General features: G+C 32.0%; 25 protein-coding genes. 6 read left to right on the plus strand and 19 right to left on the minus strand.

Annotated features, from left to right (window positions below; translation table 11 throughout):
• Positions 1-76: 76 nt before the first annotated feature.
• From ACTJIW_RS17240 to ACTJIW_RS17250, 3 genes are all read left to right on the plus strand, one after another.
• On the plus strand, positions 77-850 hold the full coding sequence (locus ACTJIW_RS17240) for a glycerophosphodiester phosphodiesterase family protein (RefSeq protein WP_440716042.1): 774 nt from the start codon (positions 77-79) through the stop codon (positions 848-850).
• 27 nt (positions 851-877) lie between these two features.
• The gene (locus ACTJIW_RS17245; protein WP_440716041.1) at positions 878-2,800 is read left to right on the plus strand and encodes a discoidin domain-containing protein; all 1,923 of its coding nucleotides are present in this window, start codon (positions 878-880) and stop codon (positions 2,798-2,800) included.
• A gap of 166 nt (positions 2,801-2,966) precedes the next feature.
• A complete protein-coding gene (locus ACTJIW_RS17250) occupies positions 2,967-4,358 on the plus strand; it encodes a M20/M25/M40 family metallo-hydrolase (RefSeq protein WP_073409169.1) in 1,392 nt (463 codons plus the stop codon).
• A gap of 68 nt (positions 4,359-4,426) precedes the next feature.
• On the opposite strand, the gene ACTJIW_RS17255 is transcribed toward ACTJIW_RS17250, so the two are convergent.
• The 11 genes from ACTJIW_RS17255 to prmA all read right to left on the minus strand — a co-directional run bounded on the left by ACTJIW_RS17255 (position 4,427) and on the right by prmA (position 12,143).
• A complete protein-coding gene (locus tag ACTJIW_RS17255; protein ID WP_149207728.1) occupies positions 4,427-4,735 on the minus strand; it encodes a hypothetical protein in 309 nt (102 codons plus the stop codon).
• Positions 4,736-4,739: 4 nt separating this feature from the next.
• Positions 4,740-5,192 carry a Coq4 family protein gene (locus tag ACTJIW_RS17260; protein WP_149207727.1) on the minus strand — a complete coding sequence of 151 codons (453 nt, stop codon included), beginning with the start codon at positions 5,190-5,192 and terminating at the stop codon, positions 4,740-4,742.
• Positions 5,193-5,283: 91 nt separating this feature from the next.
• A complete protein-coding gene (locus ACTJIW_RS17265) occupies positions 5,284-5,961 on the minus strand; it encodes a YiiX family permuted papain-like enzyme (RefSeq protein WP_440716040.1) in 678 nt (225 codons plus the stop codon).
• 102 nt (positions 5,962-6,063) lie between these two features.
• The gene (locus tag ACTJIW_RS17270; protein ID WP_121361628.1) at positions 6,064-6,978 is read right to left on the minus strand and encodes a hypothetical protein; all 915 of its coding nucleotides are present in this window, start codon (positions 6,976-6,978) and stop codon (positions 6,064-6,066) included.
• Between the two features lie 19 nt (positions 6,979-6,997).
• Complete coding sequence (kdsA, locus tag ACTJIW_RS17275; RefSeq protein ID WP_044047846.1) at positions 6,998-7,816, minus strand: 3-deoxy-8-phosphooctulonate synthase; 819 nt, start codon at positions 7,814-7,816, stop codon at positions 6,998-7,000.
• Positions 7,817-8,055: 239 nt separating this feature from the next.
• Positions 8,056-8,382, minus strand: coding sequence for a hypothetical protein (locus ACTJIW_RS17280; RefSeq protein ID WP_440716039.1), 327 nt, complete (start codon positions 8,380-8,382; stop codon positions 8,056-8,058).
• Between the two features lie 38 nt (positions 8,383-8,420).
• A complete protein-coding gene (locus ACTJIW_RS17285) occupies positions 8,421-8,873 on the minus strand; it encodes a 2-dehydro-3-deoxyphosphooctonate aldolase (RefSeq protein ID WP_274253087.1) in 453 nt (150 codons plus the stop codon).
• Between the two features lie 105 nt (positions 8,874-8,978).
• Positions 8,979-9,656, minus strand: a complete 678-nt coding sequence (locus tag ACTJIW_RS17290; protein ID WP_440716038.1) for a lysoplasmalogenase — start codon at positions 9,654-9,656, stop codon at positions 8,979-8,981.
• The gene (locus tag ACTJIW_RS17295; RefSeq protein ID WP_440716037.1) at positions 9,656-10,936 is read right to left on the minus strand and encodes a sterol desaturase family protein; all 1,281 of its coding nucleotides are present in this window, start codon (positions 10,934-10,936) and stop codon (positions 9,656-9,658) included. The genes ACTJIW_RS17290 and ACTJIW_RS17295 overlap by 1 nt, the downstream gene beginning before the upstream one ends.
• Positions 10,937-11,001: 65 nt before the next feature.
• The gene (locus tag ACTJIW_RS17300; protein WP_012025489.1) at positions 11,002-11,277 is read right to left on the minus strand and encodes an ATP-dependent Clp protease adaptor ClpS; all 276 of its coding nucleotides are present in this window, start codon (positions 11,275-11,277) and stop codon (positions 11,002-11,004) included.
• A 32-nt stretch (positions 11,278-11,309) separates the two neighbouring features.
• Positions 11,310-12,143, minus strand: a complete 834-nt coding sequence (prmA, locus tag ACTJIW_RS17305) for a 50S ribosomal protein L11 methyltransferase (RefSeq protein WP_440716036.1) — start codon at positions 12,141-12,143, stop codon at positions 11,310-11,312.
• Between the two features lie 115 nt (positions 12,144-12,258).
• Between prmA and ACTJIW_RS17310 the strand changes: the two genes are divergently transcribed.
• Together ACTJIW_RS17310 and ACTJIW_RS17315 are read left to right on the plus strand one after the other, a co-directional pair.
• Positions 12,259-13,395 carry a hypothetical protein gene (locus ACTJIW_RS17310; protein ID WP_440716035.1) on the plus strand — a complete coding sequence of 379 codons (1,137 nt, stop codon included), beginning with the start codon at positions 12,259-12,261 and terminating at the stop codon, positions 13,393-13,395.
• Positions 13,355-15,706 carry a hypothetical protein gene (locus ACTJIW_RS17315; RefSeq protein WP_440716034.1) on the plus strand — a complete coding sequence of 784 codons (2,352 nt, stop codon included), beginning with the start codon at positions 13,355-13,357 and terminating at the stop codon, positions 15,704-15,706. Before ACTJIW_RS17310 ends, ACTJIW_RS17315 begins: the two co-directional genes overlap by 41 nt.
• A gap of 92 nt (positions 15,707-15,798) precedes the next feature.
• On the opposite strand, the gene tpiA is transcribed toward ACTJIW_RS17315, so the two are convergent.
• From tpiA to ACTJIW_RS17355, 8 genes are all read right to left on the minus strand, one after another.
• Positions 15,799-16,551, minus strand: coding sequence for a triose-phosphate isomerase (gene tpiA, locus ACTJIW_RS17320; protein ID WP_274253093.1), 753 nt, complete (start codon positions 16,549-16,551; stop codon positions 15,799-15,801).
• An 89-nt stretch (positions 16,552-16,640) separates the two neighbouring features.
• Positions 16,641-17,135, minus strand: coding sequence for a TlpA family protein disulfide reductase (locus ACTJIW_RS17325; protein ID WP_012025484.1), 495 nt, complete (start codon positions 17,133-17,135; stop codon positions 16,641-16,643).
• Positions 17,136-17,456: 321 nt separating this feature from the next.
• Positions 17,457-17,915, minus strand: coding sequence for a hypothetical protein (locus tag ACTJIW_RS17330; RefSeq protein WP_440716033.1), 459 nt, complete (start codon positions 17,913-17,915; stop codon positions 17,457-17,459).
• 84 nt (positions 17,916-17,999) lie between these two features.
• Positions 18,000-18,668, minus strand: a complete 669-nt coding sequence (locus ACTJIW_RS17335) for an alpha/beta hydrolase (protein ID WP_440716032.1) — start codon at positions 18,666-18,668, stop codon at positions 18,000-18,002.
• 72 nt (positions 18,669-18,740) lie between these two features.
• Positions 18,741-18,893, minus strand: coding sequence for a hypothetical protein (locus ACTJIW_RS17340; protein WP_187775448.1), 153 nt, complete (start codon positions 18,891-18,893; stop codon positions 18,741-18,743).
• Complete coding sequence (locus ACTJIW_RS17345) at positions 18,890-19,363, minus strand: DUF6934 family protein (RefSeq protein WP_012025481.1); 474 nt, start codon at positions 19,361-19,363, stop codon at positions 18,890-18,892. Before ACTJIW_RS17345 ends, ACTJIW_RS17340 begins: the two co-directional genes overlap by 4 nt.
• 92 nt (positions 19,364-19,455) lie before the next feature.
• Positions 19,456-20,577: a BT_3928 family protein gene (locus tag ACTJIW_RS17350; protein ID WP_012025480.1), complete on the minus strand. Its 1,122-nt coding sequence runs from the start codon at positions 20,575-20,577 to the stop codon at positions 19,456-19,458.
• Positions 20,578-20,649: 72 nt separating this feature from the next.
• On the minus strand, positions 20,650-21,192 hold the full coding sequence (locus tag ACTJIW_RS17355) for a DUF1599 domain-containing protein (RefSeq protein WP_073409187.1): 543 nt from the start codon (positions 21,190-21,192) through the stop codon (positions 20,650-20,652).
• Positions 21,193-21,396: 204 nt separating this feature from the next.
• Here ACTJIW_RS17355 and folP point away from each other — a divergent pair, with 204 nt between their 5' ends.
• Positions 21,397-22,218, plus strand: coding sequence for a dihydropteroate synthase (gene folP, locus ACTJIW_RS17360; RefSeq protein WP_440716031.1), 822 nt, complete (start codon positions 21,397-21,399; stop codon positions 22,216-22,218).
• Positions 22,219-22,220 lie beyond the last annotated feature (2 nt).

The raw sequence follows: 22,220 nt of genomic DNA on the forward strand, positions 1-22,220 counted from the left end.
TAGTTAAAAGCCCTTCGTTTGGAGGGCTTTTTTTTAAACTGAAGAGCCATTTTTGTAATTTTTTAACTACGTTATAATGAATACTCTAAAAATATTTAGTGCAATATGTCTTATCGCTTTTTCATATTGCAATGCCCAAAAAAATGCGATAGTTGCTCATCGCGGCGCCTGGAAAAAAAATAATCTGCCTGAAAATTCTATTGCATCATTAAGACATGCAATAGATTTAAAATTGCCAGGATCAGAGTTTGATGTTTGGAGAACAGCAGATGATTCACTTGTAATCAATCATGATGCCCATTACAACAAACTGCTTATAGAAGAAACAAATTATGCAGATTTGATAAAGTTTAAACTTTCAAACGGAGAAAAACTCCCAACCCTTCACGAATACATTTCAGAAGGAATGCGAAATAACAAGCAGACACTTTTAGTTTGCGAAATTAAACCTTCGGAAATCAGTAAAGAAAGAGGACAAAAAACGGGTGTAGCAGCAGTCGAAACCATTAAAAAATTAAAAGCCAATAAAAACACCTGCTACATCAGTTTTGATTATGATATTCTAAAAAAAATCAGAGAAATTGATTCTAAAACTTCCCTGCAGTATTTAGAAGGAAATAAATCTCCAAAAGAAGTAAAAGCAGATAAAATTAATGGCGTTGATTATCATTATTCTGTTTTTCAAAAACATCCAGAATGGATACAGGAAGCAAAGGATAACAAAATTATTCTAAATGCCTGGACTGTTAACGATGCTAAAGATATGGATTGGATTATTGAGCATAAATTCAATTACATTACAACCAACGAGCCAGAACTTTTAAGTGAAAGATTAAAAGCAAAAAAGTAAGCTTTCAAACTTTACAAACAATCAACCATGAAAAATATATATAAACAACTTGCACTGCCTGTTTTATGGGTTTTGATATTTTTTAGTCAAAACCTTTCGGCACAAAATTCGGGTAAAACGGAATGGTTTGATCCATCAAAACCCGCAACAACTTATTGTAATCCAATTAACATAGGTTATAATTTCACGACACACAATCATAACGGAATTCCAGAATCACGCCGTTCAAGCGCCGATCCTGTAATTATAACTTATAAAGGCGAATATTATTTATTTGCAACCAATCAGGCAGGATTTTTTTGGAGTAAAGATATGTCAGACTGGAATTTTGTTTACGGAAGTTTTCAAAGACAGCCAGGCGACGATGACCAATGCGCGCCAGCGGCTTGGGTAGTAAATGACACTTTATTTTATGTAGGTTCAACCTGGAAAAGAGATCATCCAATTTGGAAAACTGCCGATCCAAAATCAGGAAGATGGACACGTCACGTAGATAAGGCAATGCTCCCAACATGGGATCCTGCTATTTTTCAGGATGATGATAAAAAAGTCTACATGTATTATGGTTCAAGCGGAAAATTGCCTTTAGTGGGCGTTGAAGTTGATTATAAAACTTGGCTTCCAAAAGGAAATCAGGCAGATTATGCAACATTGTACAAAGCGACAGAAGTTGAAGATATTCAAAAACCATACGGACAAATTAAAGAAGTTGCAATTTTAGAACCTTCTCAACACGGATGGGAACGTTTTGGACCAAACAATGATATGGAACCTGCACCTTGGGGGAATTTTATCGAAGGAGCCTGGATGACCAAACACAACGGAAAATATTACATGCAGTATGGTGCGCCGGCAACAGAATTTAAAGGTTATGCAAATGGAGTTCATGTTGGAGATAATCCGCTTGGGCCATTTACCTATCAAAAACACAACCCAATGTCTTATAAACCAGGCGGATTCGTAATTGGAGCCGGACACGGAAATACTTTTGCTGATAATTATGGAAATTATTGGAATACAGGAACCTGTAAAATTTCAATCAAAGATCGTTTTGAACGCCGTATAGATATGTTCCCGGCAGGATTTGATAAAGATGATGTAATGTATTCTATTACTGCTTATGGAGATTTCCCTATTGTATTGCCAACAAGCCAGCGCGACCAAACCAAAGGAGCTTCATCTGGCTGGATGCTGCTTTCGTATAAAAAGCCTGTAACTGTTTCTTCTTCTGAAGAATGTATGGAAGTAGAAACGCACAGAATGGATAACGGAGGGAAAAAAGTATATGAGAAATTCTGTTATGGGCCAGAAAACCTTACAGATGAAAATATTCAAACCTATTGGTCAGCTAAAACAAGTAATGCTGGCGAATGGCTGCAAATGGATTTAGGAAGACCGATGGAGATAAATGCGCTGCAGATTAATTATGCCGATCATAAAGCGACACAGTTTAATAAAGCAATGGATATTTATTACCAGTATAAAATATTCATGTCTGATGATGCTCAAAACTGGACTTTGGTGGTTGATAAATCCAGAAATGATAAAGATGCGCCTCATGACTATGTAGAACTTACAAAATCATTTAAAGCGCGTTATATTAAGATGGAAAACATTCATAATGCATCTGGATTATTTGCGATTTCTGATTTCAGGATTTTTGGAAACGGATTAGCAGCAAAACCAAAAGCTGTTGCTTCTTTTAAAGTAGACAGAAATAAAACCGATTCCAGAAACGCCATGATTTCTTGGAAAAAGCAAAATGATGCCGTTGGATACAATATTTATTACGGAATTGAACCAGATAAATTATACAACAGTATTATGGTTTACGGCGACAATTCTTATGACTTTAGAGGGTTAGATAAAGGAACAAAATACTATTTTACAATTGAGCCTTTTAATGAAAACGGAATAGGAACGAAAAATAAAATTATCGAAGTAAAATAGCTTTATTTTATTAAAAACATAAAAACTCTAATTATAAACTAACAGGTTTGTAATTAGAGTTTTTTTTTGAGAAAGGATATGGAAAAACTCTGACAATTTTATAGAATTTTTGTTTCTTTGTGAAATAAGCCAAGAAATTGGAAGAAACCCAAAATGCTAAAAAACTATGAAAAAAACAATTCTTTTAACTGCGTTAGTTTTAAACGGATTGACATTATTTGCGCAGTCAAATGATGAAAAAAACATCAAATTATTTTACAAAAAAGCTTTAACAGAAGCGAAATGTTATTCTTGGTTAGAATACCTTTCGAACGATATTGGAAGCCGTTTGTCTGGATCAAAAGGTGCTGCAGAAGCAGTAGAATACACTAAGAGACAATTAGAAAGCATTGGTCTGGATAAAGTATATTTACAAGAAGTTATGGTTCCTCACTGGGTACGCGGTGAAAAAGAAACTGCTTATATCTTAGACGGAAAAGTAAAAACTAATGTACCAATCTGCGCTTTAGGAGGATCTGTTGCAACTCCAAAAACAGGACTTACAGCAGAAATAATCGAAGTACAGGGAATTAAAGAATTAGCTGAACTTGGTGCTGATAAAGTAAAAGGAAAAATCGTGTTTTATAACAGACCAATGAATCCTGAAAACATTGAAACTTTTACATCATACGGTGCATGTGTAGACCAAAGATATGCCGGTGCTAAAGAAGCTGCAAAACTTGGAGCAGTAGGAACAATTGTTCGTTCTATGAATTTGCGTTTAGATGATTTCCCGCATACAGGAGCACAAAGCTATGGTGATTTACCAAAAGAACAATATATTCCAACTGCTGCAATTAGTACAAACGGAGCTGAATTGTTAAGTAAAACCTTGAAAGCAAATCCAGCTTTAAAATTTTATTTCAAACAGTCTTGCGAAACGCTGCCAGATGTATTATCGCATAACGTTGTTGGAGAATTAACAGGAACAGTAAGCCCTGAAAACATTATGGTTGTGGGCGGTCACTTAGATTCTTGGGATTTAGCTGATGGTTCTCATGATGATGGAGCAGGAGTAGTACAGAGTATGGAAGCAATTCGTATTCTTAAAAACCTAAACTACAAACCAAAGAATACAATTCGTGTAGTATTGTTTATGAATGAAGAAAACGGCGGAAAAGGCGGTGCTAAATACGAAGAAATTTCAAAGCAAAATAAAGAGAATCACATTTTTGCATTAGAAAGTGATTCAGGCGGATTTTCTCCAAGAGGATTTTCTATTGAAGCCGACGATGTTAATTTGAAAAAAATACAAGGATTTAAAGACTTTTTTGAGCCTTATTTAGTACACAGTTTTACAATTGGACACGCAGGTTCAGATATCAGTCATTTAACGTCTAAAGCGATCGTTAAAGCAGGTTTAAAACCAGATTCACAACGTTACTTTGATTACCACCACGCAGCAAACGATAAATTTGATGCCATTAACAAAAGAGAGTTAGAATTAGGTGCAGCAACAATGACGTCATTATTATATTTAATTGACCAAACCGGAATTGTTATTCCTGCAGCAAACTAAAATTTAAAAAATAGATTATAAAGAAAAAGCCGCGAGTTATACTTGCGGCTTTTTTTATTTCATAAAACTCAATTAATTTTCATCACCACCAGATAATACAAAAATGTAATAGGAACATTAGAAAGAATAATTAAAATCTTAAATCCAATATCTTTTCGATATTCCGGTAAATGAATAAATCTTTCGGTTAAATGAAAAAGCATAATCGAGTTAAGTACTATTCCAGATAACGCAAACGGCCATGCAATTACTAAAATATTCGGATTTTCATTTGAAATGATATAGAGCATAAACAAAAGTGTACTGATAATAAAAGTTCCAACAGCCAGTTCCGTAGATTGTTTTTCTTCAAAGTGTTTATTGTGTATTGTTTTCATGATCTTAAATATTAAAAGTTTGTTGAATAGATTGTATAGGCATTGAAAGCATTTTTGAAAAATCCAGATAATGAAATGAATGTGCTTGTTTCCCTCTTTTATACTGCTCAACGAAATACTTTATCTGTTTGGGATAAAAAAGAGTTCCGGATAAAATAACCATATACAAATACAAACTTCTTTTTCCATTTCCGAAAAGATAATACTGCATGCCGATTTCTTCATAAACAGAAATTCCCGTATTCGTAAGAACATGTATAATATCGTGATCTTCCAATTTCTCCTGAATATCAAAATGATTTTTATATAGAAAATTTCCTAATCCATATCCTAAACTATCTTTAGGAAAATGAAACAGCTGTTTTTTATCAATATTCCAGGGCTCGTTTTTCTTAAAATATTTTTGATACGGCTTTTTAGTCCATTCGTATAATTTTTCAATTAAATAATCTCTCATAGTTGTGTTAGTTAAAAGTTCTTTGAAATTCAAAGTATATAAATAAAATAAAAAAGCTAATCGGGTTTAGAATTAGCTTTTAACTGATTTCTTAATAATTGTCTATTACGGTTTTTAATAAATTTGAATCGGCTAGGTCAGAGGGAGCGACAACTTTTTCTTCAAGTGGAATATCATTGCCATAACGCTCTTTAAGAATTTTTTTGACTCTCGGATCTTCTAAATTAAAATCTTTCAATTCTCTTAGTTTTGATAGTTCAATACCTGCCGCATTTTTATAAATTTTCCAAACCAATTCAGAACAATAAATTCTATTATCAGTCCATTCAAAATAAGCATCATATTCTTTTCCGTCAAACTGCTGGCCGTAATTTTCCATTTTTTGAAGTACTTCCGGAGTCAAAACGGTTTCAGCATTTTTTAATCTCTTTACGACATATTTATTGTTTTTACCGTGCTGGATCCATTCATCAAATGGAGTAAGTTTTACAGGCTGCACAGCTTCAAAAACAAACCATTTCCCGTTGAGGTCAAAAATAATACCGCAATGCGAAAATTTAGAATTAGTAGCAATTCGAACGGCTTCGCATTGAGGAGACTGTGAAGTTTGAAATATAATATCACCGCTTTTAATTTTATCAGATCCAATATTTTCAGTTTTCTTTTTTGAAAATGGATTGTTTGGGAAAACCTTCACTGCGACAAATAATGCCAAACCAAAGCTTAGCACAAATGTGATGATTAGGAAAATGTATTTTTGCTTTTTCATATTTCAAATAAATATTAAAGTACTTTGAGTTGCAAAGTAAATAATAAAAAAAATAGTTACCAAATTAATGATAACTATTTTTAATATATTTTCTAACTGAAATTAGATTCTAAAGATTCCTCCAACAGCAATAATTCGTTGAAAATAAGTAAAATGCTGTGAAGCTTTATCTTCATTACTTGTTGTGGTTTTAATATCCTGCATGTTGATATAGCCTCCTTTTAATTCTCCCTGAACATAGAAATGTTTGAAAAAAGTAATATTTAGACCCGCTTTTGCAGAAACACCGTATCCAGAAACATGAAAATCATCATGACGTTCTTTACCTAAAAGAGTAGTATTTGTTTTTGGATATAAAATACCCGCTCCTAATCCTTCAGTTAAGTTAATCTGAACTTTATCAATATTTGGCAGCCCAAACCATTTAGAAACATCATCAAATCTGGCAACCTCAGTATTAATGTAATTTAAACCATCTGTATGTTCGTACATTAAAAAAGCAGGACCATTTGGATTAGTTACACCTTTGTCATAACCACCTTCTACAGCTCCATTTAAAGACATATCTACAGGTCTATTATTATAATATTCACTGTCGCCATTATAGATAGAAGCAGGGTCATCTGCTGGTAAATTAATATAACCATTAACTTTAGCGATTTGATTCTGTGCCATTACATATTTCATGTGGTCAACACCAATTGTTACACTGTAATGATCACTAAAGAAATAACCAAGTCTTAAATTGGTCTGAGGAATAGTCATATTTGCAGGATTAATATAATCTACATGCCATCCTTTTGGTTTGTCATGAGCAGACATATTTTCAACCGTAAAGTTGTAATCCTTACCACGGAAATTTACATCAGATTTTGAGTAACTTTCTCTGTTTCCGCCCCACATAACAAAGAATTTACCTTTGTTGTGAGCAGCGTATTTTTGTACTGGAATTTCTTCCTGAGCAAATGTGTTTAAAGAAACACAAGCCAGTAAGAAAAATAAAATTTTTGTTTTCAAAGAACTTAAGTATTATAAATTAAAAGGCATTTACAGTTTTTCTAATAGCCACTAATTTGTTCATTAAACCTTCAAAATAGTCTAAATGAAGCATATTAGCACCATCACTTTTTGCATTTGCAGGGTCAAAGTGTGTTTCGATAAAAATACCGTCAACACCTACAGCGATACCCGCTTTTGCTACTGTTTCGATCATGTCAGGTCTTCCGCCTGTAACACCAGCAGTCTGGTTTGGCTGCTGTAAAGAGTGTGTAACATCTAAAACCGTAGATGCATATTGCTGCATAGTAGGAATTCCTCTAAAATCAACAATCATATCCTGGTATCCAAACATAGTACCTCTGTCTGTAACCATAACGTTTTCGTTATTACAGTCTAAAACCTTTTGTACAGCATGTTTCATGCTTTCCGGACTCATAAACTGTCCTTTTTTAAGGTTTACTGTTTTCCCTGTATTAGCGGCAGCAACAACTAAATCTGTCTGACGAACTAAAAATGCAGGAATTTGTAAAACATCAACGTACTGTGCAGCCATATCGGCATCTTCATTTGTATGGATATCGGTAACAGTTGGAACGTGAAAAGTTTCTGAAACTTTTCTTAATATTTTTAAAGCCTTTTCATCTCCAATTCCAGAAAAACTATCAATTCTGGAACGGTTTGCTTTTTTAAAAGATCCTTTAAACACATAAGGGATTTGTAAGTTGTCGGTAATACCAACTAATTTTTCAGCAATTCTAAGAGCCATTTCTTCTCCTTCAATAGCGCAAGGCCCCGCCAATAAAAAGAAATTTCCGCTTTCAGTATGCTTGATTTGTGGAATATGTTGTAAGTTCATAAAATTATTTTTTTGCACTGCAAAGGTAGTCATGATTTATGAATAGCAGATGAAGATTTAAGATTATTTTAAGAACACGAATAGCTGACAGGGGGCTTAGCAGCAGTAACGAATTTCTAAAATTTCTTAAGAATGATTAAATGCTTTTTCCGGTGCAATATTAAAATATGAAAAGAAACTAATAAATGATATTTATCATGTTCTGCAGTTTTGCAGTTTACTGCTTTTTCAGACTTAGATTATACTGTGTTTCTTTTTGCTCTCCATCTTTTAATTAAAAATTGAATTACAATAATTATAATCAGTATAAAAATAAAAAAGAAGCAAGCCGCCGCCATTGCTACAAGCGGCATACCGCATCTTAGAGGATGCGGCTCATATTGTTTTGCAAGATTATAATCTGCAATATTAAAAGCAGCAAAAGAAAATATAATCTGAAGAAGAAAATTTATCCATGAAACAGGACTAAATTTTAAAGATGATGATTTATAGATTGAATAACTTCCTAATATTAATTGTGATAAAACTGGGAAAATAATAAGCAGTAAAGGCAGTATATTAAGCATTTTTATTTCAGATTAACTATAGTTTATTCTTGTAAATTTTACTCCTTTTTTAAAGTCAATCCCATCGGAACCATTAAAATTCCTTTTTCATAAATATTTAAATACAGCGTTACAGGTTTTTTCTGTCCTTCCCAGGTTAATTCATACACATTTAAAAATCCGGCGCCCATATCGCTTCTTTTTGTTGGAAAAGGGCAGCAGGTTTCTAAACGCTTATATGTGATTTTTTCTCCGTTTGGTCCGGCTAAAGCATTTAAAAAACGAACTTCGTTCGTTGCTTCGTCACGGGTATTTTTAAAAAATATATTTACAGGATAATCAGGATTATAACCATACTTTTTGTCTTTACTGAATAGTGAAATTACAAACGTATTGTTTTTATTTAAAACTAAATCAGGAGCATTATCGTCTACATTTTTTAAAGTCGATTTTGTGCTTATACAAGAAGCTGCAGTTATTAATAGAATAATGAAAAGAGCTGTTTTTTTCATGGTTGAGGTTTATTTTGGTCATGCAAATGTAAAAAAGGTTTTGCCACAGATTAAAAGATTAATAAGATTTTTAATCGTTAATCTAAATCTTTATCAAAAAGAGATTTATTCAGCCTTTTTTCCATTTAGTCTTAATATACCAATTACAATCAGATATTGTGCCACAAGATAGGTAAGCATAATAATAAATGAACTTTTTTTGAGCGGCATATAAAATTTATTGAGAGCCAAAATACTATCTGAAATTACAAAGAACAAAGCCCCAAAAAACACCAGCTGATTGGCTGGTGTTTTCCATATTAAAAGTCCGTTATAAGCAAACAAAAGCATTATTGAAATAACGCTCGCATATAAGATAACCGGAATTTTTAAATCGCCTAATGAAGGCAGTAAAACAGAAAGCATACCAATTAAATAAACGGCAATAAGAATACTTCCAAATATAAAAGTAATTGAATTTCGTTTGAATTTTTCTTTGGTCTGCCTGTTAAAAAGCACACAATACAGAATGTGGGAAATTAAAAAAGAAACTAATCCCAGAATGAAATAAATTTCGGCAATATCTGAAAAAAGCAGAATTACATCGCCAATCCAGGAAAAGAGTAATGCGGTTAAAAGTAAATTTTGAGTTGGAAATCTTTTAGAAAAATACACGCCTAAAATTAACAGCGGAATTAAAGCCGGTTTTAGGTAACAGTCTAAACTTTCATATCCCAGATATAAAAGAAGCAGATAAATAAAGCAGTATGCAGTATAAATTTTAAAAAATAGAATATTTTTCATTACGCGGTTTGTGAATTTATGGTTTGGTTTTGGTTAGTTTTGAAATCGACAGTTACAAAGTAAATCGTTATTAAAAAAGATACACTTAAATAACCTAAAATTATATAATTACTTAAAGAAAAAACGGTATTAAGACCAAACCAATCGCCGTAAAATAAAATTACGGCTGTCGCGAGAGACAATCTAAAACCTTCCCAGACAATGGCAAATCTGCTTTTATCCATTAGTTCAGAGCTGCTGTAAATGGTTATGAAAATAAAGAACCCGTAAACGAAAATATTAGGCAGGCCAATTTTGGCAATATTCTCAAATAAATAACTCACAAACAAAAGTGTAATTAAAATTTGGGCAACTGACCAATAAATGAGTTTTTGAGAATTTTGTGTGCCGTATTTTTCAAAATCAAATACATTTTCGATTTTGTTAACCGGATATTTTTCTTCGAAATTTTCAGGCCGCCATCCTGTTGGTTTAAACCAAATGGTTAGTTTATCTTTCCAGCTTTCGGCTCGCCAGGCGTCTTTTATTAATAAAGTTAAATGCTGAAAATTTATTTTTATCGGATTCCATGTATTGGCAGGTCTTGTGATTCCAAAAACCGGAGGAACATCGTCTAATTCTTCCTGAAAAGTTCCAAAAAGTTTATCCCAGAAAATAAATATCTGCGAATGGTTTTTATCTAAATATTCAGGATTTATGGCATGATGAACCCGATGATGCGAAGGCGTTACGAGAATTTTTTCTACAAATCCCATTTTTTTAATGTGTTTGGTATGATACCAAAACTGTAAAAATAAATGGAGCGGAAGTGTTATGGCAATTACAGAAGCCGGAACTCCTAACAATGCTGCAGGAATAAGCAGAAAAGTAAATAAATTAACCAGACTCGCTATAGGCTGGCGCAGCGCACAGGCAAGATTAAACTCTTCACTGCTGTGGTGAATGGCGTGTTTATTCCAAAAAAAGTTAATTTGATGTGCCAGTCGATGACTCCAATATCCGTAGAAATCAATAACAAAAAAGGCAATGATGTAAGATAGAACTGTGGCTTCCTGATGGAAAAATGCAATTTTAGAAACCATCCACTCATAAGAAAGAAAAGTAATACTGAGTCCTAAAACGTCTTTTACAGAATTGGCAATTCCGGAACTAATACTGGAAACGCTGTCAATTAATGGAGCAGTATCGTTCTTTTTGTAAATGCCGTAAAGTTTTTCAATTACAATTAGAACTAAAAAAACAGGCATTGCAATAATTAATATTTTACCATATTCTTCCATAAAAAAACATTCTATTTTATTTCAAATATAAAATAAAATAGAATGTTTTTTAAATTATTGGTAAATTAAACAATTTCAGCGCTTAGTCCAGCTTCCAAAAGTTGTGTACATTGAGGTTTAAGTTTTTCTATTGGGCCTGTTTTTACAGTGCATTTTCCGTTGTAATGTACAATTAAGGAACATTGTTCGGCTTGTTCTGCCGTATGGTCACAAACGCGCATTAAAGTATCAATAACGTGGTCAAATGTATTTACATCATCGTTATACATAATGATTTCATTATTGAACACAGCCGCTTCTTTCTCGCGGACTTTTTCTCTTACTTTCTCTTTAGTACTCATCTTATCTAGTTTTTGTACTTTGTAATTACTATCTAATTTACGTATTTTAATGAAACCCAGTTGTTTCTTTGTAACTTTTTAACATACGTCAAACCTTTTTCTGTGCATGAAGCATCGATAAACGGAATGTCTTCTTCATAAAAACCGCTGAATAAAATAATTCCTTTTGGATTTAAACTATCAACATAAGCCTGCATATCATTCAACAAAATGTTTCGGTTGATATTGGCAATAATTAAATCGTATTTTTTTCCTGCCAATAAAGCTGCGTCGCCCTCATAAACGGAGATGTGTTTGCAATTATTGCGTTCGGCATTTTCAATAGAATTTAAATAACACCAATTGTCAATATCAATTGCATCGATTGGTTCAGCGCCTTTCATTTCGGCTAAAATGGCTAAAATTGCAGTTCCGCAACCCATGTCAAGCGTTTTTAAACCTTTAATATCCATTTCCAGTAAATGCTGAATCATCATGTGAGTGGTTTCGTGATGTCCGGTTCCAAAACTCATTTTTGGTTCAATCACAATATCAAATTCTGCATTTGTTTTTTCATGAAAAGGAGCGCGAACGTGGCATTTACCGTCAACATCAATTGGCTCGAAATTCTTTTCCCATTCCTCGTTCCAGTTTACCTGATCGATTTCTTCAATTGTATATTCAATTTTAAACTCCTCAGATTGTAGAATATAAATATCATCCAGAATATTCTCATCCCATAAATCCTTTTTCACAAAAGCCGAAATTCCGTTTTCAGTTTCTGTAAAACTTTCAAACGCTTTTTCGCCCAATTCAGCCACTAAAATTTCAGAACCCAATTCTTTTGGCTCAATTGTAAAATGATATCCTAAATATATATTCGACATAAATAAAAATTTTTGCAAAGGTATGAATACAAAGCAAAAGTTGTTCATAAATAAATCATATTGTTATAAATTTTAATACTAATTTTGAACTATATTTTGTAAGTTTTTTATTATCATGAAAAATGCTTTTTTTGTTCTGCTTTTTGTCGTTTTAAGCTCGGGAAACCGTGAAAATGACCACAAAGTAATTCGTTCCTTTTGTTACTGGAAAACCAATCTTTACTTTCAGGAAGAAGACGATTCTCTGGTAAATAAACTAGATGTAAAACACATGTATGTTCGTTTTTTTGATGTTGATTATAATCCGTACTCAAAAGAACCGCTGCCTGTTGCCACTATTTGGGATATTTCGTTTAATAAAAGCAATCCCGAAATCACACCGAGTATTTTTATAACGAATGAAGTTGTTTTAAAATCAGATACGAAACAGTTAGACAGTCTGGCAGTCAGGATGGCAAAACGAATCGAACAGATTGGTAAAAAAATGAATGACACAAAAGCTGATATTATAGCTTCGAATATTGTGTACCCAAAAGATTATTATAAGCAAAAAGACTATAAACCTTTAAATTATGATTCGGTAAGATCTGCAGAATCAGCCAAATTAAAAGTTGCATTTAAAGAAATTCTAATAGACTGCGACTGGACCGAAAAATCTCAGAAGAATTATTTCTATTTATTAAAACAAATTAAAAGCCAGCTGCCATCTTCAAAAATAGCAGCAACCATAAGACTGTGGCAGTATAAATATGCTTCAAAAGCCGGAATTCCGCCGGTAGATAAGGGTTTGCTGATGTGCTATAATATTACAAAACCAGACGATTTACAGACTAAAAATTCTATTGCAACAAGCGAAGAATTAGCACAATATATTACGCATGGCGATTATAAACTCAAACTAGATATTGCACTGCCATTATACAGCTGGGCGGTTGCCTTTAGAGGAAATCAGTTTAAAGGTATTTTGTCTGATTATGCCCAGTTGATAAAGGATACAAGCAAAGTAAAGAAAACCTCAGATACCAAATATGTTTTACAGGATGATGTTTTAGTCGGGCAGACGTATCTTAGAAATGGTGATGAAATTAGAATTGAGAAAATTTCAGACAGCGAACTTGACAAGATGATTTCGATTATTAAAAACAAAATCCAGATTGATAATCAGACAAAAGTGACTTTTTTCTCTTTTGATAAAAAATACATAAACGATTATGGAACCGAAAATATCTCCAATTATTATGCGCGCTTTTAACAGTTTACTTTTAGTTTTAAGCGTTCAGTTTTCATTTGCGTGCGGATGGCAGGTTTCTCCTGAAACCAGCCGTTTGGCTTTGTTTAAAGCACAAAGAGAAGGTTTTTTTAAACTTACGCCATTTTACTACTCAGCAGATTATTATTACTCAACCAATACTGTTTCGGGTGTCGATCAGGAAAAGAATTGTTTAGAGTGGAAGAAAAAATTGGGTAATAATATAAATGCAGATGATGTTCATGTTATTTTATATGAAACAGATTCTGAACAGTTTCAAACTGCTTTTGAAAATAAGACATTGAAAACTGTATTTGCAAAAAATACATTTGTTGACGCTTTGCTGTTGTCTAAAAACAAAGCTTTTTTAAATTATATTTTACTGGCCAAAATGCTGGAATATAATAATGTTCAGGACACGAAATGGGAATCCTGGGGACAAATTAGAAGTAATTGGCAAAGCGGAAGTTATAATAGCAATGAACTGAAAGATAATCTTGATTTTGAGAAGAAAATAAAAAGTTCAAAGGATACCTTTTTAAAACAGCGTTATGCTTTTTTAGCACTTCGTTATTATTTTTATGCACAACAAAAGCAAGATGTTATTCAATTGTATAATACCTATTTTGCTTCTGAATCAAATACAATCCTGAAACCGTGGGCGTTGTATTATAATGCCTTATGTATTGATAATCTGCCTTTACAAAATTATTTACTTAGTAAAGTTTTTAATTCCTGCGAAGAAAAATCCTTTGCTGTGTTGCAGCATTACAATTGGAAATTGACCAACGAAACTTTGGCATTAGCCCAAAATGATGAAGAGCGAAGTGTTATTCTCGCTATTGAAAGTCTTAGAAATCCAGCTCCGGATTTAAAATCTATTAAAGAAATTTATGAATTAAGTCCAAACAGTTTGTTTTTGAGTTTTTTAATTGGAAGAGAAGTGAACAAACTCGAAGATTGGATTTTTACGCCTCAGTATACTAATGACGGGACTCCTTCAGTAACTTTTAGTTCTACAGATTGGTATGAAAATTACGCTAAAGCGAAAGAAGAAAATTTTAATAAAGATATTTTATACTTAAGAGAATTAGAATATTTTCTGATTTCGATTCGCGAACAAACTTCGGGCGAGCAGAAAGATTATATCACTGCAGCAATAGCCCAGCTATGTTTTATTGATGATCAGGTCGACGAAGGAAAAAAATATACTAATTTGATTTCTGATAAAGCCAATGCTTCAATACAAATGCAGAAAAATATTCAGCTGGCTTTGGTTTCATTAAAACAAGATGATTTAAAGGATGAAAAAGTTCAGAACCAGCTTTATACTTATTTTAATTCTGTAGAAAATCTGATAGAAACGGATCATGGATTATTTAAAAATTTATATAGTTTATACCGAATTGCAAGCAGTGATTTTTATAAAAAAGGAGATGTAGTTACAGCTGGTTTGCTTTCGATGAAATCGGATATTAAAAATGAAGGAGAATACTCTGCTTATAATAATCCGTACTTTTTTAGTTACATAGGCTATTTTGACCGAAATGCATCGGTAAAAGACATTGATCTTTTAATGGCTTTACAGCAGAAAACAAATAAAACGCCTTTTGAAAAATATATTTGTTCTGGAACAATTGCTCCAAATAGTAATTATTACAAAGATTTAAAAGGAACAATTGCTTTTAGAAACAATAATCTGGAATTGGCTTATGAAACTTTTTCAAGCATGCCTCAGGATTTTTGGGAAAAGAATTATGAGTACAAAACGTATTTAAATGAAAATCCCTTTACACCTAAAATTCTGCAAAAACAGGAAGAGCGTAAATTCGATTATCGTTTCAATAAAACTGATTTTATAGCCAAATTAATTCAGCTGAAAAAACAAAATACAGCAAGCAGTAATCTGCAATTAGCTCATGCGTATTTTAATGTTTCGTATTTAGGAAATTCATGGATGATGACATCTTATGATTGGAGTTCCGGCGCATCGTATACAGATTATGTTTACGGAGATAATACTGAGAATGAAAAGAAATACCAAAACGGTAATTATTACAATTTGAAAATGGCCAAAATGTATTATGAGAAAGCTTTAAAAATGTCTAAAAACAGCAACGAAAAAGCAATGGCCAGTTTAATGATTTTTGAATGCAATTATTACAATCATTATGCAGAGTTGATTACAGAGGAAGAAGAAGCCAAAAATCCTTTTAAAGCAGGCAAGGAGCTGGTTAATTTTTATTCGATTTACAAATCAACGTCAACGTTTAAAAAGTACAATTGCCCACTTTTGAAATCGTTTATCAATTAGTCAAAAGTCAAAAGTCAATGGAGAATATAAAAAAAGCGTTCGCATAGCGAACGCTTTTTTTATAAGAGGATTTCAAAATCTAAAATCTAAAATTAGATAGCAGTTACAATTGCTAAGAAATCGTCAGCTTTTAAAGCTGCACCACCAATTAAACCACCATCTACGTCTGGTTTAGAGAAGATTTCTTTAGCGTTTTCTGGTTTTACAGAACCACCGTATAAAATAGAAACTTCATCTGCGATTTCAGCTCCAAAAGCTTTGCGGATCGTTTCTCTGATAAATTCGTGCATTTCCTGAGCTTGTTCTGGTGAAGCAGTTTCTCCAGTTCCGATAGCCCAAACTGGTTCGTAAGCTAAAACAATTTTAGACCAAGATTCTTTTGCGATATGGAAAACTCCGTCACGTAATTGATTTTCAACAATGTTGAAGTGGTTTTCAGACTGACGGTCTTTTAATTCTTCTCCAAAACAGAAAATTACTGTCATATCGTGTTTTAAAGCTGTATCAACTTTGTTTGCGATTAAAGCATCAGTTTCGTGGAAAATAGCTCTACGCTCAGAGTGACCTAAGATTACAGTATTAACACCAATGCTTGTTAACATATCTGCAGAAATTTCTCCTGTAAAAGCACCGCCTTCAGCTTGGTGAACGTTTTGAGCAGAAACTCCAATAGTTGTATTTTTTAATTTAGCAGCAGCAGCTTGTAAGTTTACAAAAGTTGGCGCTACAATAACTTGTGCATTTGTTTTTGCTGGAATTTTAGCAATTAATTCGTTTAATAATTCTTCAGTCTGCGCTGCATTTTTATGCATTTTCCAGTTTCCTGCAACAATCGATTTTCTCATTTTGGTAGTTTTTGTTATTCTTTTAATTTTTTTGTTTGAATGAAGTAGATTAAAATAACAGCAATTTTAAAATTGCTGTTATTTCAAATTTATTTTAAGCTTTTAAGTGTTTCATTGATTTTGTCGAAATCAGTTTCGATAGCACGATATAAAACTATTTTTCCGGTTTTGTCAATAACAATATATCTCGGAATCCAGTCTAAGTCAATTGCTTTTCCAAAAACACCTTTCATACCGTCGTTCATCATAAAATGATCGCCTTTTAATTCGTGTTTTTCTATTCCAGCTTTCCATTTATCGGCTGTTTTATCAGCAGAAAGGAATAAATAAGAAACATCAGGATTGTTAGCTTGTAACTCTTTTAATTTTGGCATTGCTTTTACACAGTCGCCGCACCAGGAAGCCCAAACTTCGATAACTAAAGTTTTCCCTTTGTATTTTTTTAAAATGTTTTTAAAAGTAACCTGACCTCCGTCAAGGGTTAATAATTTTTCTGATAAAGCCTCTTTAGAAAAACTTGTTTTCTGAGCCTGAGAGCAAGAAAAGGTTATAAATGCAATAAAGATTAAAGCTATTTGTTTCATAGAATTAGTGATTTTCAACAAAGTTAAACAAACAAATTGAAAGCCAAATGCAGATTAACAAAATTTGAAGACTCGTTTGTTTTGTAACAAAACAGCCGTTTTAGGTTAGAAAAACCAGAATGAAATCGTAATAGTTGGGTGTAAAAATCAGTATTTTTTTGAAATGCTTTTTTTGAAAAGAGCGAAACTTTGAATTTTTTATTTTTAAAAGAAAAAAATAAAGTAAAAAAACGTCTGATTATTGAATTTTCAGGTAAATAAAAATCAAAAAAAAAGAGCTTAAAATTTTTAAGCTCTTTACCGTTTATAAGATATTTAAAATTAAATTTTAGTATTGATTAAAATTTTATAAATACCAGTTGTTTTGTCTAATTGAAATTCAGCATTTTTAATTTCGAATGAATTAATTCTGCTAAAACTGCAGCCTTTTTCACTTACTCTTTCAGCAGAAGCATGCAGTTCAAAAACACTTTTTCCCTGAATTGCTATAGAATAATTAAAGACTCCGGACTGCCAGCCTATAGAATTAATTACAAGATGATTTAAATCTTCATTTTTCATGTAAGTGTATTGTATCACTTTGTCTGTATCTAAATCTGTTACGGTTACGGCTTGTTTTGCATCAAAAGTTCCGTTTGTGTAAAGGTTCTCTCCAGAATCTTTATCTACAAATTCAAAAGAAAAATAAGGAGGCGGAGTAGTGCAGTTATTAGATTCACTTGTACAGCCTAAAGTTGTAATAAGTAATAAAATAAATGAAAATTTGATTAGTCTTTTCATAGGTTTGGATTTGTTTTTGGTTCAATTAAATGTAAGATTATTTTTCTTATATTAAAATTAAGATTTCGTTACAGAAAACTATTTTTAATTCAGTTCATAATTTCCATTTGCCCATTTTTTGCAAGGCACAATCCATTCGTCTAATGCTTTATATAAAAAGCCATGTTTTAAATTGGTATTTAATTCTATTTCCTTAAAATGATTTACTTTAAGCTTTGAAGTTTCTTTTCTTTTCACAGCCGAAACGCCATAAATATCTGATTTTTCATAAATCGTTAAAATATTACCGCAAAAATTAATATTAGGAATTTCTTCAATATCAACATCTCTAAAGCATCCTATAAAAACAAAATTAACATCAGGATTTGCTAAATAAGTCGAAACAAATTGTGCAATATAACCGCCTTTTGAAGTTCCAATAACGGTTATCTTACTAGGAGAAATTCCTTTTTTTAATAAGCTTTTAATTTGTTTTACAATTTTTTCGGCATAATCAGCAGCATTGGTGTTTTTCTTTCTCTTTTCACTAAAAACTATAAAGTTATCTTTTCTAAATGATGCTAATATTTCATTGTATTCTGCTTTTCCATATTCAGGATGTGCTGTGTTTAAATCATTTTCTTCAATAAATTTATTATGGAGAAAAAAGACATATCGCTGATCTTTATTGGGTGTTTTTTCCTGACTAAAAGCGGTAAAAGTATAAAGAGCAGTAAATAAAATGGTTAAAAGTAATTTTTGAGTTTGTTTCATAAAGGATAGTTTTTTTTCATAAAAAAAGTCCAATTTTAAAAAGGACTTTCATATTATATGTGATAACTTAAATTATAAATTCAAGTTAAAAGTGAGCTTATTGACTTCTTCTTGTTTATTAGATTCGATAACTTTTAAATTGTCTAATTTTTTATCAATCTTTACTTTAGAATTAAGCGAAGCACTTTTGTTTTCAGTTGAAACTTTTTTTATTGTAGTTTTCATAATTCTTTTCTTTTTATAATAAAACCCAAAAAATCGCCATTTGTTTTAAAAGGTACGCTGGTTACGTTTCCAAACTCATTTATTATTGCTCCAAAGATAACGAAAGTTTCGGATAATTCTTCTAAATTAATAGAGATTGCCCTTCTGTATAAACGTGTTCGTCCAAGTGTGCTGCCTTTAAAGAAGATCATTCTCTCAGGATATTTTTCAGTAAAAAGATAAACCGATTTGGCAACAGTAGCTAAAATTATATTCCGGTCTCCATTGTCTGTAATTGTTGAATCATCCAAAGTGTATTTTTTCTGAACTTCATTGTATATTAAATCTCCAAATGCCAGATTATATATTTCCTTAGATTGAGTAGCATTAAATGTTATGATTTTTGTTATTTCTCCATTTGGGCCAACACTTTTAAATTCAAAAATAGTTGTGTCAGTATTTCTATACAGATCATATTGTAAATGCTTCATTCGTTTAATTTGAATCTGCAAAAATATAAAATTAAGTAAAAAAAAAGCCACAATTTAAATTGCGGCTTTTTTGAATTTTATAATGGTATTAATTATAGACTATACGCAACATCTGATAGTTTTAAATCATCAACATCGTTGTAATGTAGTTTTTGAACAACAGTTCCTTTTTGTATTACAACAATACTAGGATTTGCTCTTTCGATTGTTTTTAAAGTTGTAGCATCGCAGAAATAGAAATCAACATCTAAGTTATATTCTTTTTTTGCTTTTGCGATTTCATCAGCTCCAGATGCAGTCATAGCAATAACTTTGTAACCTTTAGCTTTTGCATCTGCAGTAACTTTAGCCAGTTTTTTCATTCCGGCTGGGTCAGATTTAGTTAAATCATACGTTACAAAAACTAATAATTTTGGTTCTTTTAATAATTCATCTTTATAATCAGAATCATCTTTTGTCATTGTAAAATCATGAATTGGCGGTACATAACCTTCTGAAATAACTTTGTCTTTTCTATCTACAAACGTTGCGCCTTCTGGAATATTCATTAAATCTTTTTCGGTAAACTCTTTGTCAACTCCGTTTACTTTGTAAATGAAAATCATTTCAACAACTGACTTTGGCGCACCTTCAGGAATTTCCATTCCTTTTTCAATATTATTTCCAACTTTATACGGACGGAAATCTTTTATAGGATTATGATTTATAACCCAATATGCCATTAATGCAGATAAAATTACACTAAGATAAACTGCAAAATTCGTTTTTGAAGTTGAAAATAAAGGTTTTATCAGTTTTTGGTTGAAGAATAAAATCAAAATGAAGAATAGTAAAACTACATCTTTTGTAAATGACTGCCAAGGTGTTAAATGTAAGGCATCACCAAAACAGCCGCAATCTTTTACTACATCAAAATAAGCAGAATAGAAGGTAAGGAAAGTAAAGAAAACAATTAGAAGCAATAGAGCCCAAATTGTTTGTGTTGCTTTATAACCTACTAATAACATTACTCCTAAAACTACTTCTAATATTACCAGAACAATAGCCATACTTAGTGTAAACGGCTCTAAAAAAGGCATATTGAAAACAGGTTCACTAAAATACTCTGTAAGCTTGTAAGAGAAACCTACCGGGTCGTTCAATTTAATTAATCCGGAAATGATAAATAATACACCGACAAATAATCGGGAGAATTGGGTAATGATGTTTTTCATAAGTAATATTTAAATATTCAAATTCCAATATTAAACCTGGAATTTAGTTCCGATAGCTGTCGGGAGGAATTTCTATTTATTTATAGGATTTAGGATTAAAGCAAAAACAGAATAATTAATCATATCCTGATAATTAGCATCGATTCCTTCAGATACAATTGTTTTTCCTTTATTATCTTCAATTTGTTTTACGCGAAGCAGTTTTTGAAGAATCAAATCAGTTAATGAACTTACTCGCATATCGCGCCAGGCTTCGCCGTAATCGTGATTTTTAGCTTCCATTAAATCTTTGGTCAATTTTACTTTAGCATCGTATAATTCAGTTGCTTTTTCAACATCCAAATCCGGCTGATCTACAACGCCTAATTCAAGCTGAATCAAAGCCATGATAGAATAATTGATGATTCCGATAAATTCTCCTTTTTCGTCTTCGTCAACTTTACGGACTTCGTTTTCCTGTAAACTTCTAATTCGTTGTGCTTTTATAAAAATCTGATCTGTCAGCGACGGCAGTCTTAAAATTCTCCACGCACTGCCATAGTCTTTCATTTTATTGATAAACAGGGTTCGGCAAACCTCGATTACATTATCAAACTCTTGGGAAGTATTCTTCATTTATATGCTGTATATTTGCTAAAATTTCTTCAAAAATAAGGATAATTTTTTAAGAGTTTCAAGTTTACGGTTCGCTTTGTTTCAAGTTTTTTCTAAACAAAGTGTTAACGGCAGTAACTTGAAACTGAAAAAATGTTTCAAGTTCTCGAACTTACGCAATCTGCATCAACTTGAAACTTTGAACAATTAAAAACTTGAAACAAAATGTTTATTAACTGCAAAGGCGAACTTATAGATTTATCGATTCCTAAAGTAATGGGAATTTTAAACGTTACGCCGAATTCTTTCTTTGATGGAGGGAAATATAAAAACGAAGACGAAATTATTTCGCAAGTAGATAAAATGCTTTCTGAAGGCGCAGCATTTATCGATATTGGAGCCTATTCAAGCAAACCAAGCGCTGAATTTGTAACCGAACAAGAAGAAATCGACCGAATTGTTCCTGCAATTGAATTGATTTTAAAGCATTTTCCAAAAACATTATTATCTATTGACACTTTTAGGACTGAAGTCGCAAAAGCGAGTATCGAAAGCGGTGCGGCGATAATAAATGATATTGCGGCGGGCGAATTAGATGATAAAATGTTTGATGTTATCGCAAAATATAACGTTCCATATATCATGATGCACATGCGAGGAAATCCGCAGACGATGCAGAGTTTGACGCAATACGATGATATCATTAAAGAAATGCTTTTCTATTTTTCTGAAAAAGTAAAACAAGCAAGGTCATTAGGAATTAACGATTTAATATTAGATCCTGGTTTTGGTTTTGCTAAAACAACGGATCAGAATTATGAAGTAATGCAGAAAATGGAGCTTTTTAATCTTTTAGAATTACCTGTTTTAGCAGGAATTTCAAGAAAATCAATGATTTATAAAACGCTGGATATTACACCGCAAGAAGCTTTAAACGGAACAACGTTTCTAAATACCATTGCTTTGACAAAAGGCGCTAAAATTCTTCGTGTGCATGATGTAAAAGAAGCAGTGGAATGTGTTACTTTGTTTAATAAAATGAGTTAAAA

It is taken from the genome of Flavobacterium sp. 22659, from assembly GCF_052044235.1.
In the GTDB taxonomy this organism is placed as follows: domain Bacteria; phylum Bacteroidota; class Bacteroidia; order Flavobacteriales; family Flavobacteriaceae; genus Flavobacterium; species Flavobacterium johnsoniae.

Coding starts and splice junctions, on each gene's coding strand:
- ACTJIW_RS17240 (WP_440716042.1), top strand. CDS start 77: ATGAATACTCTAAAAATATTTAGTGCAATATGTCTTATCGCTTTTTCA.
- ACTJIW_RS17245 (WP_440716041.1), top strand. CDS start 878: ATGAAAAATATATATAAACAACTTGCACTGCCTGTTTTATGGGTTTTG.
- ACTJIW_RS17250 (WP_073409169.1), top strand. CDS start 2,967: ATGAAAAAAACAATTCTTTTAACTGCGTTAGTTTTAAACGGATTGACA.
- ACTJIW_RS17255 (WP_149207728.1), bottom strand. CDS start 4,735: ATGAAAACAATACACAATAAACACTTTGAAGAAAAACAATCTACGGAA.
- ACTJIW_RS17260 (WP_149207727.1), bottom strand. CDS start 5,192: ATGAGAGATTATTTAATTGAAAAATTATACGAATGGACTAAAAAGCCG.
- ACTJIW_RS17265 (WP_440716040.1), bottom strand. CDS start 5,961: ATGAAAAAGCAAAAATACATTTTCCTAATCATCACATTTGTGCTAAGC.
- kdsA (WP_044047846.1), bottom strand. CDS start 7,816: ATGAACTTACAACATATTCCACAAATCAAGCATACTGAAAGCGGAAAT.
- ACTJIW_RS17280 (WP_440716039.1), bottom strand. CDS start 8,382: ATGCTTAATATACTGCCTTTACTGCTTATTATTTTCCCAGTTTTATCA.
- ACTJIW_RS17285 (WP_274253087.1), bottom strand. CDS start 8,873: ATGAAAAAAACAGCTCTTTTCATTATTCTATTAATAACTGCAGCTTCT.
- ACTJIW_RS17290 (WP_440716038.1), bottom strand. CDS start 9,656: ATGAAAAATATTCTATTTTTTAAAATTTATACTGCATACTGCTTTATT.
- ACTJIW_RS17295 (WP_440716037.1), bottom strand. CDS start 10,936: ATGGAAGAATATGGTAAAATATTAATTATTGCAATGCCTGTTTTTTTA.
- ACTJIW_RS17300 (WP_012025489.1), bottom strand. CDS start 11,277: ATGAGTACTAAAGAGAAAGTAAGAGAAAAAGTCCGCGAGAAAGAAGCG.
- prmA (WP_440716036.1), bottom strand. CDS start 12,143: ATGTCGAATATATATTTAGGATATCATTTTACAATTGAGCCAAAAGAA.
- ACTJIW_RS17310 (WP_440716035.1), top strand. CDS start 12,259: ATGAAAAATGCTTTTTTTGTTCTGCTTTTTGTCGTTTTAAGCTCGGGA.
- ACTJIW_RS17315 (WP_440716034.1), top strand. CDS start 13,355: ATGGAACCGAAAATATCTCCAATTATTATGCGCGCTTTTAACAGTTTA.
- tpiA (WP_274253093.1), bottom strand. CDS start 16,551: ATGAGAAAATCGATTGTTGCAGGAAACTGGAAAATGCATAAAAATGCA.
- ACTJIW_RS17325 (WP_012025484.1), bottom strand. CDS start 17,135: ATGAAACAAATAGCTTTAATCTTTATTGCATTTATAACCTTTTCTTGC.
- ACTJIW_RS17330 (WP_440716033.1), bottom strand. CDS start 17,915: ATGAAAAGACTAATCAAATTTTCATTTATTTTATTACTTATTACAACT.
- ACTJIW_RS17335 (WP_440716032.1), bottom strand. CDS start 18,668: ATGAAACAAACTCAAAAATTACTTTTAACCATTTTATTTACTGCTCTT.
- ACTJIW_RS17340 (WP_187775448.1), bottom strand. CDS start 18,893: ATGAAAACTACAATAAAAAAAGTTTCAACTGAAAACAAAAGTGCTTCG.
- ACTJIW_RS17345 (WP_012025481.1), bottom strand. CDS start 19,363: ATGAAGCATTTACAATATGATCTGTATAGAAATACTGACACAACTATT.
- ACTJIW_RS17350 (WP_012025480.1), bottom strand. CDS start 20,577: ATGAAAAACATCATTACCCAATTCTCCCGATTATTTGTCGGTGTATTA.
- ACTJIW_RS17355 (WP_073409187.1), bottom strand. CDS start 21,192: ATGAAGAATACTTCCCAAGAGTTTGATAATGTAATCGAGGTTTGCCGA.
- folP (WP_440716031.1), top strand. CDS start 21,397: ATGTTTATTAACTGCAAAGGCGAACTTATAGATTTATCGATTCCTAAA.